Source organism: Xanthomonas sp. NCPPB 2250 (genome assembly GCF_056725265.1).
Genome location: NZ_CM161520.1, coordinates 4,731,748 through 4,748,469 on the forward strand (window position 1 = coordinate 4,731,748; position 16,722 = coordinate 4,748,469).

The following is a 16,722-nucleotide window of genomic DNA, read 5'->3' on the forward strand; positions in this document are numbered from 1 at the left end:
ACATTCTTCCGACAACGCGCGCCATGTACGCCCCAATCCAAGCGCAGACGCCCTGACTATTCCTCGTCGATGTCCGAACTGCAGGAGGACGTCGCATGCGGCAGCCGCGCCGCCCACATGTTGTCGATCAGGTTCGGATACGGACGGCCGTTCTCATCGGCCCGCTGTCGCGCGGCCGCCTTCTGCGAAGGCGACAAAGGCTGACTGCGCTGACCGCGCGGATTCGGCTTCTTCCACGGAGGCGTCTTGGACGAGGGCATGGGCGTCAGGATGAGCGGAGAGGCGCCATCGTGATCTCGCCACGCGTGCGTGGATGGTGAAGGCCTGCCGGGACGCGCCGGCAGTTGCACGCCTGCGCTACTCCGAATCCACCCCAGCCAGCGCGAACACCCACCGCGGCACCACAGGTTCGCCGGCATAGAAGCCCTTCGGCTTGCCCTCGGCCATCGCCCAGCGGTGCAGCCAGCTGATGCCGCCGGGGCCGGTGTAGCCCTCGGCATGGGTGTAGGCCGGATCGCGCAGCGCCTCCTCCAGGCCGATGAACGCGTAGCCGCGACGGCGCGTGGCCGCGACCAGATCCGGGAAGGCGGCGGCATTGAGCGCGTTGGCGTGCATCAACCACACCTGCGGGATACGGCGGCCGAACAGCGCCTGCGATTCGCGCTCGAAAAAATCCAGCTTGTTGAGCATGTACGGCACGTAGCCCTTGCGCAGGCGCAGCAGCAGTGCATCGCGGGCCGGGCCTGGCGGCTCGTCCAGCACATGCGCGTAGGCGAACGCCCATACCCACTCGCCACTATCCACGGTAACCGGCGCAATGCGGTAGCCGTGCGCAGCCAGGAACGCGTTGACAGCCTCGCGATCGGCGACGCTGCGGCCGGTCGCCAGGTACGGATGACGGAACCACTGCAGCGATTGGCCACGTTCGGCGAGCAACGGCCGCAAGGTCCGCTCGCCACGGACGATCGCGTCCTCGTACGCCGGCACGCCCACCTGATGCAGGTTCACGTGGCCGTAGGTGTGGTTGCCCAGCGCATAACCGGCGTCCAGCCAATCGCGCAGCATCGCCACGCGCTGCGGCTGCACCTGGCCGTCCTGCTCCAGCTTGTCCTCGTTGACGAAGCCGACGATGGGCACCTGCGCCTGCCGCAGCGAGGCCATCAACTGCGCATGCAGCGCCGGCAACTGGGCAGGCGGCGTCTGCTCGATGCGCTGCCACGGCAGGTCGTCGATGGTCACCGCAATGCGGCGGGTGTCGTCCTGGGCCTGGGCGAATGCGGCGACGCACAGCAGGGCCGGCAGCAGCAGGCGGCGAAGCAGTTTCATCGAACGCCCTCGGGAGTTGGGACGCCAGTCTATACGGATCGTCGCCACCGCCGACATGGCACCATGTGCAAGATCCGTACCCGCGCGGCGACACAACATCAGGAAACGACGGAATGAGGAAAGCGCTTTGGCTGATCTGGACGTGCCTGCTGCTCGCCGGGTGCACGAACACGGCGCAGGCACCCGCGGCAGCGGCGGCAACAAAGGAGGCCAGCGCGCAACCGGTGCCACCTCCCGCACGCGCAGTAGCGACGCAGGTCGGCGGTCAGCGCGGCAGCGGTGCGCCGTACGAACTGGTCGGGACCGAGATGTGGGATGTCCCCGATCCCGTGTCCGGCCGCACCTATCAGGTGTTCGTGGCGCTGCCTGCCGGCTATTCCGACCATCCCGAGCGGCGCTACCCGGTGCTGTACGCCACCGACGCCGACTATGCGTTTCCGGTGGCGCGGCAGATCGCGCGGCGCTTGAACGGCGAAGGACCGGCTATCGAGGACTTCATCCTGGTCGGCTTGTCGTATGCACTCGGCGATGAGCCGATGCCGAGCCGGCGCCGCGACTACACGCCCACCACCGAGGCCGGCGATGTTGCGGCCGCCGGTGCCACTCACGGAGGTTCCAGCACCTACATTGCCTACTTGCGCGATCAGGTGCTGCCCTTCGTCGCGCATCGCTACCGCACCGATGAAGCCCGACGCCTGTTCCTTGGCCATTCGTACGGCGGCCTGCTCGGCACGCAGATTCTTCTGAACACGCCAGAATTATTCTCTGGCTACATTCTGGGCAGCCCGTCGTACTGGTTCGGCGCGCATGCCATGCGCGCCGAGGAAACGCGCTTCGCCTCCAGTCACCGCGATCTGCCGGCACAGGTCTACATGTATGTCGGCGAGTACGAACAGCGCCGCTACGGCAAGCGCTACGACATGGTGACCGACGCGCAGCAGATGGTGCAGACCTTGCGTGGGCGGCACTATCCGTCGCTGCGCCTGCAACTGGATGTGCTCGCCGACGAGGATCACCTGAGTGTGGCGCCACGTGGACTCACCCATGGCTTGAAGTTCCTGCTCGGTGTTCCGCCGCAGTGAGTGTGGCGCCCATGCCGCTGGCTGGGCGCATGCCGCATCTCCACGGATGGCTTTGTCGCGGCTGAAGCCGCTCCTACAGGTGCGCGCAGGCCGCTGTCGAAGGTCTACTAAAGCTACGCCTCCATTGAGCGACGCGTTGTTCGCGGCGGTTTACTGTAGGCGCGGCGTAACGGCCGCTCAATACTTCAGCGCGTCCGCCGTCGGCGCCAATGGTGCGAAGCGTGCGCCGCTGAAGTCGTGCAGCAACCGGAAGGCCTGCGCACCCCGCTGCGCCACCTCGCCGAAGTCGCTCTTGCGCAGGCGATACAGCCCGCCATGGCGCGCGAACACCAGGTCGCCGCCGTCCCAATCGGCCCAGTCGCTGCCCGGCAAGTCGACCAGCACGTTGCCATCGCGGTCCAGCACCCGGTGATCCAGGCCGTACCACGCATGATTGTCCTGGCCGACCGCATGCAGCAGCGACTGCAGGCGGCGGCCATTGGCGCCCGACTTCTCGCGCACGCGAGGGCGGCGGAAGCGAAACAGCGTGCCGCTGCGCAGCCCGCCACGTTCGCCCTCGCCGTCATCGCGCAGCTGCCAGCCGGCGCGTTCGCGCAACACGCCATCGATCGGCTCGTCCTCGCCGCCCCCCGAATGCGTGCCGAACGGCCGCACCTGCAGATGGTGCGGCAACTGGAAGCCGCTCGGCATCGGGAAGGGATCGCGCGCGTCGCGGGGCCGATGGTTCAACAACAAGGTCCGCTCGTCCTCGAACATCCCGCCGCCACCCCAGCTGTCGCCCTTCGGCCACAGCGCCAGCGCGGTGAAGAACGGCGGCCGCGACAAGGCCGTCCAGGTGCCGAAAGCGCCGCGTTGCTTGGAGGCGAAGTACACCAGCAGCCGCCCCGACGGCGACAGATCGCAGCGCCGTTCGTAGATGCGGCCCTTGAACCACTGCCCGTGCACGAAGGTGTCGTCGCGCAGATCCCAGTGGATCAGCTGCACCTGCTTGCTCGGCCCGCGGCGGAAGATCACGCCGGTGCGGGCGTCGCGTGCCAACAGGGCGAACAGGCGCGTTGCCGGCGGGCGCTGCGACACTGGGAACGGGGCGGGCTCCATCTGCGGATCTCCTCGCAGGACAGGGCCGTCACAGTGGCAGACCCGCGGCACGGCGACAACCGCTGCCGCGCGCCGTAGCGCCAACGTGCAGCGTGCGACCGAGCGGCATGCGGCGGGCCAAGCTCGCCTGTAAAGCGGTGCTACTTGGCGATCACCGACGTCCCCGACGGCACCATGTAGCAGGCCTGCGCCTTGGCACAGGCTTCGGCATTGATCTCGGCGATCTGGCTGGCCAGGTACTGCTCCGGGGTCAGGCCCATGCGGTTGCGGTAGGCGTTGTCCGCATCAGCCTTGGCCACCTGCTCCTGCTCGCGCTGGCGCTCGGCGGTGGTGGCTTCCACCAGGGTCTTGACGCGTTGCTGCTGCGCGGCGGTCAGGTTCATCTGCTGCAGCACGTCGGGATTGGGGCGGGCGCGGCCGAGGGTGATGTTCTGGATCTGGATCGGCAGGCCCTGCTCCTTGACCAGGGCGCGCACGTTCTCGGTGACCGAGTCGTCGATCTTCCGCGCCGTGTCCGGGTCGCTCATCATCCGGGTCATGTCGTAGCGCTTGACCTGGTCGCGCACGATCGCCGCGTACTGGCTGGCGACGTTGTTCTTGAACCAGTCCTGGCCGAAGCCGGACAGCAGACGCGCCGGCGCGGTGATGCGGTATTGGATCTGCGTGGAAAAGTCCAACAGGATGTTGTCGCTGGACGAGAAGTCGTCGAACGCCACCTGCACCGTCTGCGGCGTGGTATCCACGTACACCGCCGACGTCGTCATCCACGTGTAGGTGCGGCCGGGATCGCGCACGTCGTCCAGGCGGATGCCGCCCTTGCCGAACAGCAACGGCTTGTCCACCAGCACCGCCTGCTGCCCCGGATCGGGCGAGACCACGGTGCAGCCGCACAGCAAGGCCGCCATGGCGGCGGCCAGCATGGAAAGTTTCATCGATGTCCCCTGAAGGACGGCGCCGCGCGCCGTCGTGTGCGGGGGATGCTAGCGCATCGTGGGGGTGCAAGACATCTGCTTGTCTGCTGGCGCCAGCCAGGCGCCACTCCTCTCGCGCCGCGTCCTGCGCCCAAGGCTGACGCCGGCGTGCTGAAGCCCAGAAGACGTCAGGCTCAGTGCTTCGAACTGGCAGGCGCTATCGCGCGGCACTGTGCGATCAACGCCTCACCGGCGGGGCTTTCCCTCGTCATAGGAAGATCGCCGAAGGCCTGGAGCACCTCAGTGCGCACACGCTCGGCGCTCTCGGATGAATCGACAAGATGCGGGTCGTCCGACGCCATGCCGAAGCCCGGCAGCGCAGAAGGCTCCAGATGTCCCAATGCCACCAGTTGCCCGCACAGCCCGTAGTGGTAGGCGGCGTATTCGTTCCCAGCCAGCGACACGTCGCCAGCGGCGAACATGCCCACGTGGAAGCTCTCGTGCGCCACCAGATCGGCGATGTTGGCCAGCGTCGCCTCTTCGCTCTGCAGCACCGGGGCGACTAGGACGAGCTTCGGCCCTCTGCCCACCCTGTAGAAGGTCGCCTGGTAGTCCACCCGGCTGGGCACGACGAGCAACGTGATGGCGATGTTCTGAACGTGCGACTGGGCGCTGACCAACGCGAGCGCCTCGGAGGCGACGCGGCAGATCCGCTCAGGCGCGCGCTCCAGTCCCTTGGCAAAGGCCACCTTGATGCGGCGATCGCTGCAGACGATGCGCTTTTCGAAGTGCACGAGCTGCGCGCGCCCCTGCGTCGCGACCTGAGAACGTGTCAGGAACAGGCCCATCCCATTGATGGCGCTGTGCTTGTTCATTCCCTCGACCGAGATGTGTGGTGCATCTGCCGCTAGCGCTTGCGTGCAGATGAGTGCCATCCAGAAGCATTGCAGGGCCAGCAGACCCGTCCATCTGCACCTGCGCACGTTGTGCTGCAACCCAATGACCGAATCAACGCGCACCGAAATCCGCTCTCTGAGCGCGTGGCCTAGAGGCCGCTGCTGCCCAGCGCCCTGTGGCCCTGATGATGCAGCGGGAAGGATGAGCATAGGCAACCTGTCGATCCGGCAGGGCATCTACATCACGTCCGAGTAATCGCCGATCTGATTGCAGATCTCCACGGGTGGCTCGGCCAACTCCACCAACCGGCGCTTGCGGGACGCTGTGTCGTTCTTCGGCGACGCGATGCGATACAGCAGATACAAGCGACCCTGCACCTGCCAAAGACCAAACGTAGAGAGCTCGGAGAACTGGTACGCCGTGTCGTCCAGCCGATGTGCAGTGAAGTTGCACTCGGCGTAGCTGCCCGCCCCACAACTGGCATCGAGCGACCGCAAACCGCCCGTTCCTCGCAGGTCGAAATGATAGGTCACCCCCACCTCGTTCCCTATGATGGTTGGCGTGATCTGCTGCGCAGGCAACGCTCCCCCACTATCCCAATCGGTGGTTTGAGTACAGACAGCATCTCTAGCGCCTGTGGCCAAGACGTCATTGATAGAGACGTTGGCGCATCCAGCCAAGGAGAAGGCGATCAGTCCCAACCACCACCGCACTCTCGCCACTTTGCCCAAAGCATTCGCTCCCTCATTATCGCCAGCCTGCCACGGGCCATCGTCAGGCGTGCGCCTATTTCGCCTTTCTCGTGAAGGCGATCAACAGTTCCGATCCGGCTTCCTCCAGGGCACCGACGTTACCCTCGAAGCGGACGGACACCCGGTATCGGCCGGGCGGCGTGTCCCGTATAAAAGCCATGTCCAATTCGCGGTAGGTGACATTCGGAGCAATCAACCCCGCCGCTTCCATCGTTGTGACGTCCGCATCTGCCGCGAAGATACGTGGCACATGCCCATCGCGGCCCAAGGCCACGACTCGATATTCGGTACGCCCTATTTCTTCGCTCCGCTGCAATACCACCGGCTGCTCGCCTGTCTCTGTCAATCGATAGAGGTGCAACTGAGCGGTCACGCCGGCATCGCGCAGGCGATCGACCTTGGCCGCTGCAGCCTCCCCTTCTGCAGCAGCGACCCGCAATCCGATGAAGATCGGCGGCTCAGGATCATCCTCCTGGGGAGGAACAGCGAAATCGAGTGTGATGGTATCAGACAGGAGTTGCGGACTGAGCTTCCTGACTAGCGGCACGGTCGTCCTCGCTATAGGCACCTCCTTGCGATGGAGCGCCTGGGTGGACGCCACTGATTGAGCCGATTCGGGCTGGCATGCTGTCAGTTGCAACGTCGCGGCGATGAAGACCATGCAAAGCGCTTGCTTCGATTTCGCCATGAAATTCATCTCGATGCTTACTTCATGGAAGCGCGGAACTGCACTCTCATGCTAGCGCAGGGACGCTGCTTGCTTCGGGCCAAGGAATTGTCAGGGCTGGTCGGGCCAATCTTCTTGATCCATGCATTCTTGATCGAAAGGCACATCCTTCCCTGCGGCACTCGGATGAAGCGCAACGTCGCGCCGATAACCGGAACCATACTTCCGATAGCGAACAAGCAGTCCATTTTGTAGCCGGAACCGATCTTCTGGCCCTGAGAACGCGGGGCATGCGGCGTAGCTTTTTCCTCCATCTTCGCTGCAGTAGCGGATATACAACGTGCCCCCGCGTACTTCCCCCTGCAATTGCCCATCATTGCCGTGCGCGTTGGTTCCCTCGCTCCAATCTCCGGTGACGCGATCGCCATGCTGCCGCAGATGCAGGCCCAGATAATGGCCCAAGTCGCATCTCTTGGCATAGCCCCACTCGCCTGAGAATGTAGTGGACTTCCTTGCGTAAGCCGAGCCGGCACTTGAGGTCATCAATCCCATCGCCACTAACAAGGCGACCAGGCACAAGCGCGGCATGCGTCGATATTGCTTAACCATCGATCACTCCTTGAGCATGGACTGCGGCTCATAGGCAGCGAAGATAGCAACGGAGTTCACGGCGCTCCACCGGCCTCCCACCAGATATCCACCCGCAGGCCAGCCTGCGCAGGGGCACACCGACTTGACGCGTAGCCGCATCGCGCGTTAAAGAGCAGCAGGGAAGACAGGATCGGCGAAAGGATATGGCGAAAACACGTCCTCTGAAGATGACCTGGCTGGTCTGCGCCGCGATCGCCACGCTGTCCACGGCGGCCTGTTCCGCACAACCGCCGGCCGCTGCACCCAAACCAGCGGCTCGCAATGAGCACCCTGCCGTAGCGGCGCACCAAGTCGCGCCCGACAATCCACTGCAGCCGGGCGAATACATCACTGACAAGGGATGGGGTCGCCTACTGATCAAGCAGCAGAACGGAGCATTGACCTTCTCCCTGGAAAGCACCACGGGGGAAGACGTGTGCGAGCTTAATGGCGCCATAGAAGGACACACCGGCATCGCCAAGGGGGAAAAGGGCCAACCCAACTGCCAGGTGAAGTTCGCCAATACGCCGCAGGGCATTGATGTAGCAGCCGCCACGCCCGCCGAATGCAAGACCTTCTGCGGCTACAACGGGGATTTCGAGGCCCCCTACCTGCGGGTCAAGGATGGCTGCGGCCGGGACGAGTTGGACCGCACACGGACGACCTTCAAGCGTCTATATGACGCGAAAGACTACAAGGCGGCGCTCGCCATCTTGTCGCCAGTCGTGCCGAATTGCCTGCCTACGCTGGAATGGGAAGACGAAGGCGCCATTCGTAACGATCTAGCCATCACCCAGTACAAGAATGGCCTGTATGCGCAGTGCCTGGCCACACTCGACAAGTATGCTGAGGACGCCGCAAAGGACGACGATGCGGCCGTGGAAGGATGGACACCAATGCTGGCAGACCGCTACCTGGCGATCGTGCGCGCAGCGAGAACCAACATCGGCTTGTGCCGCAAAGGCGCAACGAAGAAGTAGTCCCCAACGCGAGGGAGTGTCATGGCAGAAGGGAATGAGGGCACCACGCCGCCGCCGGCGACCACACTGACGGATTCGGAGCTGCGGGCACTGGCCTACTTTGGCGTGGGCATTGGATCGGAAGGAGGCGATAGCGGGAAGAACGTCTCCTATCAACTCTCCTTCGCCGGCAATGTTCGCAACGGGGTGATGACCCCAGTAGGAAACAGCGGCTATTCCATCGGCACCTTGCAAACGGATTTGGGCCAGCACCCCGAGGTGGCCGCGTCCTTAGTGGAGGCCTATCAGACCTGGGCGAGCAGAACCCATCCGGATTGGGTGCTCACCGAAGCGCAGCAAACCCAAACAGCCAGCGACCTCGGTCGCAACGGGCGCACGATCACGGCCCAGCAAGGTCGGGCCTTGGACGCGACAGTCAAATCGCACCTGGACACCTTCCTCACTTCGGATGCGGGCCTCACCTACGTCCACGAGCGTGACACTGCCCAGGTCAACTTGTTGATGCGGCCCGGTAGCGGGGTCAACCAGCTCCGAGAGACAGCGCTCTACCAAGGCGCGACACTGGACGAGCAGGCCAAACTGGCCACCATCGTGCTGAAGCTGGAGAACCAAGGCGGGGAGCGCTATTACCCAAGGATTATCGACGGCATCAGCAAAGGAACGATCACCAGCGCGGAAGACGCCCAAACGGTCGTCAATGGATTTCTGCCCAATCGTGGTGGGCGAAGCCGAACCGAGCCCGATTACATCGAGACCGGCGCTGCGCACGCTCTTGAGGCGACAGATGTCTTCAACGCCTTGCGCAATGCGGATGCGCACAGCCCGCTACATCAACCATGGCAGAACGTATTAGCCAATCCACTGGTCAACCCCACGCAGACAGGGCAGGACGCAGCAAGGCCGAATCTCAACGCGGAGTACACGACGGTCAAAAACCTGTTCCTGCAGAAGAGCAATGCCCCTGCGCTGATCGAAGCGTTAGACCAAGGCGGAGCCTACGGCTACAACGTCCCTGATCGTCAGGGGCGTCCCCGGCCGCAGTCCACCAGCCTGTACGCCTCGGGCGACGACTTCGTCGTGATGGATGGGAACGGAGTGGGGAAGGCCTATATCGGCGGCGCTTGGAGCGACGTGAATCGTGCGGACCTCACGCGCGTCAATAACCGAGACGGCACCGTCGATCTCAACATCAACCGCAACGGCGCAACCGATCGGCTGCTCCACCTGGATCCGAACGCACCGGTCTTGCGTCCGCCGCAACCAGCAACGGGCCCGGTCGATCAGGCACCACCCACACCTGTGCAGCAGGCGCCGCTCCCGGGGACGGGAGAGCGCGGTGGTCAACGACAAGGTGCCATTGAATCCAGCCCAGCGCCACTATTGCCGACAGACCTGCGCGATCCCGCGCATCCCGGAAACGCGGCATTTCAGCGCACACTCGGCGAGGTCCACCGCATGGAAGATGGGCAAAGCATTCCGCATGGACCGCACAGCGAGAAGGTAGCCGCTGCACTGCTGGTAGAAGCGGAACGAAGCAAGCAAGGCATCACCAACGTCGAGATGCGAGCCGATGGCCAGGTGCAGGGGGTCGCGCGCTACAACGCCTTCGAATCCGAGAAACGTGTGAATGTGGATCCGCAAAGCGCTCAGTCGGGAAGCATGGAAACCTATGCCGCGCAGTGGTCACAAGCGCGCTCGTCCCATTACGCCAGCAACGCACCAGCGGCCGAGCGAACGCCCGAGCAAAGCCAGGCATTGGCGCTGCTACCGCCCGAGGATCGGCAGATGTTTGACAAGATCCGAGGCGCGACACCCGCCCATCTTTCGGACGACGTGGTGGCAAAGGCGCTTTATGCAGCGAAGCAGGATGGCATAGCGGACGCTTCCAAGATTGATAGTGTGCACATGTTGGGAGACCGTCTTGTGGTGAACGGGACGACGCCCGGCTTCCGTGGCGTGGTGGAAGTTTCACAACCATCGCCGCCACTGCTGGAAACCGCGCAGCAAACATTGGCACTCAACCAACAACAGGCGATCGCGCAGCAACAGGATGAAACTCAACGGCAGCAGCGGGCGCAGGACACAGCTACCAGAACGGTGTGAGCGACATACGCTGAGCGCGGTCGCATCGTCGGTAAAGCTCCAATTGCACTGGCGGCACAGCCGCGGGACCGTCTGGAAACTTGTCCTTCGTGTCCGCGCTAAAATCGGTTCGCATAGTGACGACCACTCGGTTCTGCATGGCTGAACGGCTCGGATGACACCTCTGACCGACGCACAAGCGTTGGGATAGTTCGCAGGAACTACAAGCGACCACAGTATGGCGACGCCACTGCCGCCTCAGCGAAGGGCTTTCAGGCAGAACTGCTGCATCGCTTCGCCTTCTTGCGATGCTTTGGTCACCGCACCATTGCGCAAGAACGGCATCAACTCTTTCGTCACCGCAAGACCCACGGTATTGGATGTCGCGACACTTTCCGAGACGCCTTTGACGTGGGGAGCGAGGGCAATCGAAGGTAGATCCTTGCTCCGCACCCATCCCAGTGCCTGCAGTTGCGTGCATGCGCCCATCGTGTAAGCCAGGCGTTCTTCCTCTTGCATCTCAGACGTCGCGCCGCTGAGGCCACGCAGCAGGTGAAATGTTTCGTGTGCCGTCGTGGAGATGACATTCGCGGCAGTCAGGTCACTGTCCTTGTCTAGTGCAAATGCATAGCGCGCGCTTGCGCTGGCCGCCGTCGCCAGCGATGACGTGCGGGCAATGAGCTGCCGACCGGGAGTGACCAGATCCACGGTCAGCTTCAACTCCACGCCAGGCAATTTTGAAGATGCGACGGCGTACTGCAGTGCCGCCAGCACTGCGGCGCAGCCGGGTGCAGCATAGGGCTCCGCACCTTCCTCTTGTCGCAGGTCGACGTGCAGCTTTCCGCTGCGACATTCGTCGAGAACAGTGAACTTTCCGGCAGCGCGCGAGCTACCAGGCAACACGCTCACCGTCCTGACCACGAACACCGGTCCAAACTTCGATACCGCCGTCGCGTGCGCGCCCTCTTTGGCAATTAAATTGGCGGGTGGCACCTGAATGGAGGTGCAGGCCGTCAGCAAGGAAAGCGCCATCGCTAGAGCAGTGGCGCGTGTTGGATATCGTTTCATTCGATGTCGGATCAATGCAGCCGCCCGCCGCTTGCGGACTGTGCGGTCGACTCCAGCGCATAGACCGCCCGCTCTTCGCGGACGTAGTTCGACGGTGGTTCGGGCAGCGGCTGGTGTGCGATCTGCAGCAGCAGTTCCCGCACGTCGTTCGCTGCAGCGCAGAGCGTGGTGCCCACTTCCGGCAGCGTCTGGCCAGCATGCTCGGCCGTATCGCCGGCCGCCACTATCTGGGCGTTGGCCGAGACGGTCTCGGCCAGCTGCATGAGCCTGTCGATCTGCTGCTGCGTCACGCGGAACGTGCCACTGCCGGCGTCCGGCGCTGCCTGGACAGTGGAATCGGGCCAGGTGCCGCGCGTCGTGTCGGTCCACTGGGCGGGATAGGACAGCGCGTCCAGCACCAGGTCTACTTGCTCGGCCAACAGTTCCAGGCAGAGCGCCAGTTCGCCCATGCGCACCTTGGGTTCGGCGGCGCGCTCCTCGGCCTGCGTGCGTGGCTGTGCCAGCCGGACCAGGAAGCGCACGTGATCGCGCAGCTTCGCCAGGCGGAACTGGCTGTCCTCCGGCAGGAAATAGCCGGGCATGTCGTCGTCGTCCAAACGGTCGTGCGCCATCGTTGCCTCCTCGCTCCATGAAGGGGGCCGTCCGCCACGCATGGCGGACGGGTAGTCGGGAGGTTCGAAACCGCTAAGAGCCGGCGGGCGTATTTCCCCGAAGGGTGTTGTATTAGCCGCCCTCCCGACGCAGGCATCGCGTCGGCTTGCACCCGAACTCCGGGCACAAAAAACCCACCGGTTTATCGGAGGTGGGTACCGCTCTTAGAGGAGTTTCGACGCTCCTTATTGATGAGCGTGCAGCCCGAGCTGCAACCTGTCAAGTCTTATAAAAGCTGTTGTCTACGAGTGGATGGAGCCCACTACAGATATCGGCCCAACTTGTCCACCATCACAGAACCAAGACCTGTTAACTTTAGCTACCTGTAAGGAGCCGGCGGACAAGCGAGCCAGGTGTAATGGATTCAGGAACAACAACAAGGGAAGCCGTGAGCCCATTCTTAAAGTGGGCTGGTGGCAAGCGCTGGTTCGTCTATCAACACGGAGCTATTTTTCCGAAGCACTATCGTCGCTATTTTGAGCCATTCCTGGGTGGCGGAGCAGTGTTTTTTTACCTCCAACCGCATGACGCGGTGCTCAACGATCTAAATCCCGACCTGATCGCAGCATATCAAGCAGTCAGGGATAACTGGGTTGGCTTGAAGAAAAGCTTATCTTTTCATCAACGCGCACATGATCTGAGTGAAGATCACTACTACGAGACCAGAGCGCGCAAGCCCAAAAAGCTTGTGCCACGCGCTTCTCGGATGATCTACCTCAATCGAACTTGTTTCAACGGCATTTACCGCGTCAACAAGAGTGGTGAGTTCAACGTCCCACGCGGAAGCAAGGACGCCGTCTTGATGGAAACCGATGACTTCAAAACATTGTCAAAACTACTCTCTAAAGCAGAACTACGTCTTGGCGACTTTGAAAAGATCATCGACGAGGCAGGCGAGGACGATCTGATTTTTGCAGACCCGCCATATACAGTTCGACATAACTTAAACGGCTTTATTAAATACAACGAAGTGCTTTTTTCTTGGACGGACCAAGAGCGGCTAGCTCTGGCTCTTAAGCGTGCAGCAGCACGAGGCGCCAAGATTGTAGCCACCAATGCAAACCACCACTCTGTCCGTTCACTTTATTCGAGCTGGGACTTTTTGACACGCTCCGTTTCCAGATTCTCACAAATATCAGCGGACGGCGCCAGCAGGCGTCGTTTTGAAGAAATAATTATTACCTCAAATATCTAAAGGATTGCGTATGGCAACGCTTGGAAGCTTGATCCACACCTCTGCAACCCAAGGCAATCCAATAGATGCCCTTCGTAGCTTCCTGGAAGCGGAAGAAAATAATGAAAAGGCAAAACTAGTCGCCAAAATGCGCTTTGTCGGCTACGTCCTCGACTTAGGATTCGACGCCGCGAAGATCATTACCAGTGATCCATATAAATTGGCAGTGGGAGGGATTCCCCGCGGCTCGTTTCTAATTATGACTCCAATCAACGCCGCCGGCGCGCCAGCGCACTTCACACTTTTGCGGGTTACAGGAGTTTCGCCTACACCACTAAGTAATCAGGTCCAGCAGACCTACTTCGAACTCCACAAGAAATCCATGCCTGAGCTCGATGTTTGGACACAAAGCGAGCTTCAGTGGGGGGCTTTAGATTGCGACGTATTGGGCATGTTTTATGCTGACCCGACCGCGATGCAGAAGCTAGCCTACTCAGGCGATGTCAACAATGTTGTAAGCGCTCATCGCTACAAAGTCTTTGCTCCAGACGAAGCACTGCTTAAAGTTATCGTCAATGGCATGGTTAAGCCTGAAGACCAGGTGGAGATCGGTGCGTTGAGAACGATGGAATGCGGCCTCTCAAGCGCAGGAGCATCTCGCATCCCAGTTGTGATCTCTATGAGGGACTTTAAGGGTTGCCGAACAGCAATGTTTGGCAAGACCCGTTTGGGAAAGTCCAATGTAGTCAAACTCATCGCCAAGGGAATGCTAGACGCAACCGCCAATGATCCATCAGTGGGTCAGCTGATCTTCGACATCAACGGTGAGTACGCCAACGACAACCCGCAGGACGGGAACAAGTCGTTGCGCTCTTCCAACGCGGACCGATGCGAGGTCTACGCGTTAACTAGCCGCCCTGAGACGCCTTCTAAGCCTCTGCGACTCAATTTCTTCGAACAAACTGAATCTGCAATTCAAATCCTAGGCTCGATGTTATCGCAAGACAACAACACCTCGCACTATGTTAAGGGCTTTGCCAGCACCAATCTTCCATCCATTGAGGCAATCAAGGCGCTTCCGGATGGAGAAAAGACCAGGCCCATTCGAAAGATTCAGATGTTCTGGGCAATCCTTATCAAAGCGGGCTTTGAAATAGACGAAAAAAGACTGCGCGCCCTTGGGCTAACGTCGAGAAATGCCAAACACTTCGACCCCCATTTCAACAAAGAGCTACGAGAAGCCGCGTATACGGCTGTCAATGGCAGCCCTACGCTTCCATTGATTGATTCACCTGACATGTTGAAATCGGAGCTAGAGGTGATTGCCCAGTTCCGGCGTGAAAACCCTAATGATCAAAATTTAACCTCAAAATCATCAAAAAGGGCGATGTTTGATCCAGATGACATTGCTTTATTGGAATTCTTGAACCCTGGAGCCGGCCGAACTGGACCAAGTATGTTGCGTGCTTACAAGCAATTCCACTCAGCGCATGCGGGGGATTTCATTAACGATATCCTCGATCTTTTGGACAAGGGTCTAACAGTAATCCTTGATCTAGGTAACGCCACAGATGAAATAAGGCGTTATTTCGCCGACATGCTTTCGAAGGCTGTGTTTGCTCACCAAGAGAAGAAATTTGTAAGCAACGCATTGGCAGGTAACTTTGTACAGCTTTATTTCGAAGAAGCGCACAACCTGTTCCCACCTGATGCAAAAGATCTGACGGGTGTCTACGCAAGGTTCGCCAAAGAAGGTGCGAAGTTCCATATCGGCATGGTGTACTCCACTCAATCACCCTCGACGATCAACAAAGATCTTCTAGCGCAGACTGAGAATTTCTTTGTAGGCCACCTATCCAGCCAAGATGAAGCAAAAGCGTTGGGGCGCGTCCAAATCGCGTTTTCTGGTATTGAGCAAGATATTTTACGTGCCAAAACGCCAGGCTACATGCGGATGCTGACTATGTCACATAGATTCATAATCCCCGTCCAAGCGAACAAATTCGAGGCGGTCTAAAATGCCTTACAGTGCCGGAACAAGGCTGCCTTTTGAAGCTGCTTCAAAGCTCGGTCACTTGGCGGTTGTCCAAAGCGACTGGGTTAGAGAGCTTGTAAAGGATTTTGAGAGCGCTGACTCCCAAGAATTTGATCCTGCCAGATCACTTTGGCAAGATATTGATGTGGGAAATGCCAGTCCATTGCGGGGAGTGTGGGCAGTCGATGGCTCTTTTGTAGCGGTTCGCTCAGAGCAAAGACCCCCCAAAGAAGTGGCGTTTGTAAAGACAGCTCTGCTATTAATTGACAGAAGCAAGCTAGATTCGATTGATAAAGAAAATCCACATCCTTTACTTCTTCAGGACGTACTGCGCAATAGCGCGATTTATCACTCGACAGTTTTCCCGCTAAAGAATGTGCGCACCACACTTGGCAGCAACTATGATGCTATTAGACATATTGTGCGTGACTCTTTCAGGATCGATGAATCAGGCGCTTTTTATGAAACACTGAAATGGTTGATATATAAAAAATGGTCCACAAGCGCCTCGTGTTCTCCAGCCTTCGAATGCCCACACTGTCACACGGTAATAGCCAACGGGCTTTCCCATGACAGTGACGAAGGCTATTGCCCAACGTGTGGAAAGCTGGTTTTTGCCTCAGATCTACTAGGATTTCATTTGGACATGGATGAAGAAAGCGCACCAGATTCGGTGGCTTCTTCTTACATGCTAGTAATGGAACATTTGATGCTCTTCACTGCAATCCGCGTGGCATGGAATCACACAGATAAGTCACTTATAGGCGAGACTCTTTTCATTAAGGACGGACCTCTTTCACTGCGAAGCCAGTACTCCAAACTGGTTCCCAATATCCGAGAATTCCTCGAGTTCGCAAAGCGGTCCGGCCGCTTTGTTCATATTATAGGCCAAGAAAAGACCGGGGCATTTGTCGATCACCTTCAATCAATCGTTCATCATGCCAAGCCTCACTCTCGCGAAGAACTCGGATCGTTCGCCGTGCTTGATCATGATTATGTGCGGCGCGAGGTTTATCGATCGCCAGACCTATCCAACCCCTACGGAAAACGAACGAACTGGGGCGAAAAAATCTTTGTAAAATTAGACCCAGCAATGTTCATGGTGCTTAACATCCCCACAGGAAGCTATATCGACATGGGTGATCGGCCGGACGCGACCGATTTGATTGGACTTCATCGCATCCTGGCTACACTTCCTTCAATAACAAGTCACAAGTTTGAAGGGGCGCTCTTCCCTATTGAGCTGGCAAATGGCATCGCCTCTATGTCCAGCTATCCGTCCGCCTCCATCTTGGGAAAGTTCCTAGAAAGCCAAACCTCCAAATCAAAATAGTTACACCAAAGCCAATAATAACTAAACGCTAGATCA

At 59.9% G+C, this 16,722-nt stretch carries 16 protein-coding genes; 6 read left to right on the forward strand and 10 right to left on the reverse strand.

Features of this window, described 5'->3' with window-relative positions:
* Positions 1-56: 56 nt before the first annotated feature.
* Complete coding sequence (locus AC1PMG_RS19360) at positions 57-260, reverse strand: hypothetical protein (RefSeq protein ID WP_481109923.1); 204 nt, start codon at positions 258-260, stop codon at positions 57-59.
* Between the two features lie 97 nt (positions 261-357).
* Positions 358-1,326 (reverse strand): polysaccharide deacetylase family protein, encoded by a 969-nt coding sequence (locus AC1PMG_RS19365; protein WP_481109924.1) that lies wholly within the window; start codon positions 1,324-1,326, stop codon positions 358-360.
* A 113-nt stretch (positions 1,327-1,439) separates the two neighbouring features.
* Between AC1PMG_RS19365 and AC1PMG_RS19370 the strand changes: the two genes are divergently transcribed.
* Positions 1,440-2,408, forward strand: coding sequence for an alpha/beta hydrolase (locus AC1PMG_RS19370; RefSeq protein WP_481111713.1), 969 nt, complete (start codon positions 1,440-1,442; stop codon positions 2,406-2,408).
* 177 nt (positions 2,409-2,585) lie between these two features.
* On the opposite strand, the gene AC1PMG_RS19375 is transcribed toward AC1PMG_RS19370, so the two are convergent.
* The 6 genes from AC1PMG_RS19375 to AC1PMG_RS19400 form a co-directional block, all read right to left on the reverse strand.
* Positions 2,586-3,506 carry a hypothetical protein gene (locus tag AC1PMG_RS19375; protein WP_481109925.1) on the reverse strand — a complete coding sequence of 307 codons (921 nt, stop codon included), beginning with the start codon at positions 3,504-3,506 and terminating at the stop codon, positions 2,586-2,588.
* Positions 3,507-3,646: 140 nt separating this feature from the next.
* Positions 3,647-4,426 carry an SPFH domain-containing protein gene (locus tag AC1PMG_RS19380; protein ID WP_481111714.1) on the reverse strand — a complete coding sequence of 260 codons (780 nt, stop codon included), beginning with the start codon at positions 4,424-4,426 and terminating at the stop codon, positions 3,647-3,649.
* Between the two features lie 185 nt (positions 4,427-4,611).
* On the reverse strand, positions 4,612-5,292 hold the full coding sequence (locus AC1PMG_RS19385) for a hypothetical protein (RefSeq protein ID WP_481109926.1): 681 nt from the start codon (positions 5,290-5,292) through the stop codon (positions 4,612-4,614).
* Between the two features lie 258 nt (positions 5,293-5,550).
* The gene (locus AC1PMG_RS19390) at positions 5,551-5,847 is read right to left on the reverse strand and encodes a hypothetical protein (RefSeq protein ID WP_481109927.1); all 297 of its coding nucleotides are present in this window, start codon (positions 5,845-5,847) and stop codon (positions 5,551-5,553) included.
* Between the two features lie 253 nt (positions 5,848-6,100).
* Positions 6,101-6,763, reverse strand: a complete 663-nt coding sequence (locus AC1PMG_RS19395; protein ID WP_481109928.1) for a hypothetical protein — start codon at positions 6,761-6,763, stop codon at positions 6,101-6,103.
* A gap of 81 nt (positions 6,764-6,844) precedes the next feature.
* On the reverse strand, positions 6,845-7,342 hold the full coding sequence (locus AC1PMG_RS19400; protein ID WP_481109929.1) for a hypothetical protein: 498 nt from the start codon (positions 7,340-7,342) through the stop codon (positions 6,845-6,847).
* A 209-nt stretch (positions 7,343-7,551) separates the two neighbouring features.
* On the opposite strand from AC1PMG_RS19400, the gene AC1PMG_RS19405 reads away from it, so the two are divergent.
* A complete protein-coding gene (locus AC1PMG_RS19405) occupies positions 7,552-8,343 on the forward strand; it encodes a hypothetical protein (RefSeq protein ID WP_481109930.1) in 792 nt (263 codons plus the stop codon).
* A gap of 21 nt (positions 8,344-8,364) precedes the next feature.
* Positions 8,365-10,446, forward strand: coding sequence for an XVIPCD domain-containing protein (locus AC1PMG_RS19410; protein WP_481109931.1), 2,082 nt, complete (start codon positions 8,365-8,367; stop codon positions 10,444-10,446).
* Positions 10,447-10,683: 237 nt separating this feature from the next.
* Here AC1PMG_RS19410 and AC1PMG_RS19415 read toward each other — a convergent pair whose 3' ends face one another.
* Together AC1PMG_RS19415 and AC1PMG_RS19420 are read right to left on the reverse strand one after the other, a co-directional pair.
* Positions 10,684-11,457, reverse strand: a complete 774-nt coding sequence (locus AC1PMG_RS19415; RefSeq protein ID WP_481109932.1) for a hypothetical protein — start codon at positions 11,455-11,457, stop codon at positions 10,684-10,686.
* A 47-nt stretch (positions 11,458-11,504) separates the two neighbouring features.
* Positions 11,505-12,104: an XAC0095 family protein gene (locus AC1PMG_RS19420; RefSeq protein ID WP_481109933.1), complete on the reverse strand. Its 600-nt coding sequence runs from the start codon at positions 12,102-12,104 to the stop codon at positions 11,505-11,507.
* A 398-nt stretch (positions 12,105-12,502) separates the two neighbouring features.
* Here AC1PMG_RS19420 and AC1PMG_RS19425 point away from each other — a divergent pair, with 398 nt between their 5' ends.
* The 3 genes from AC1PMG_RS19425 to AC1PMG_RS19435 are packed head-to-tail and all read left to right on the forward strand — an operon-like array spanning position 12,503 to position 16,686.
* The gene (locus AC1PMG_RS19425; RefSeq protein WP_481109934.1) at positions 12,503-13,339 is read left to right on the forward strand and encodes a DNA adenine methylase; all 837 of its coding nucleotides are present in this window, start codon (positions 12,503-12,505) and stop codon (positions 13,337-13,339) included.
* Positions 13,340-13,349: 10 nt separating this feature from the next.
* Positions 13,350-15,335: an ATP-binding protein gene (locus AC1PMG_RS19430; RefSeq protein ID WP_481109935.1), complete on the forward strand. Its 1,986-nt coding sequence runs from the start codon at positions 13,350-13,352 to the stop codon at positions 15,333-15,335.
* A 1-nt stretch (position 15,336) separates the two neighbouring features.
* Positions 15,337-16,686, forward strand: coding sequence for a hypothetical protein (locus tag AC1PMG_RS19435; protein WP_481109936.1), 1,350 nt, complete (start codon positions 15,337-15,339; stop codon positions 16,684-16,686).
* Positions 16,687-16,722 lie beyond the last annotated feature (36 nt).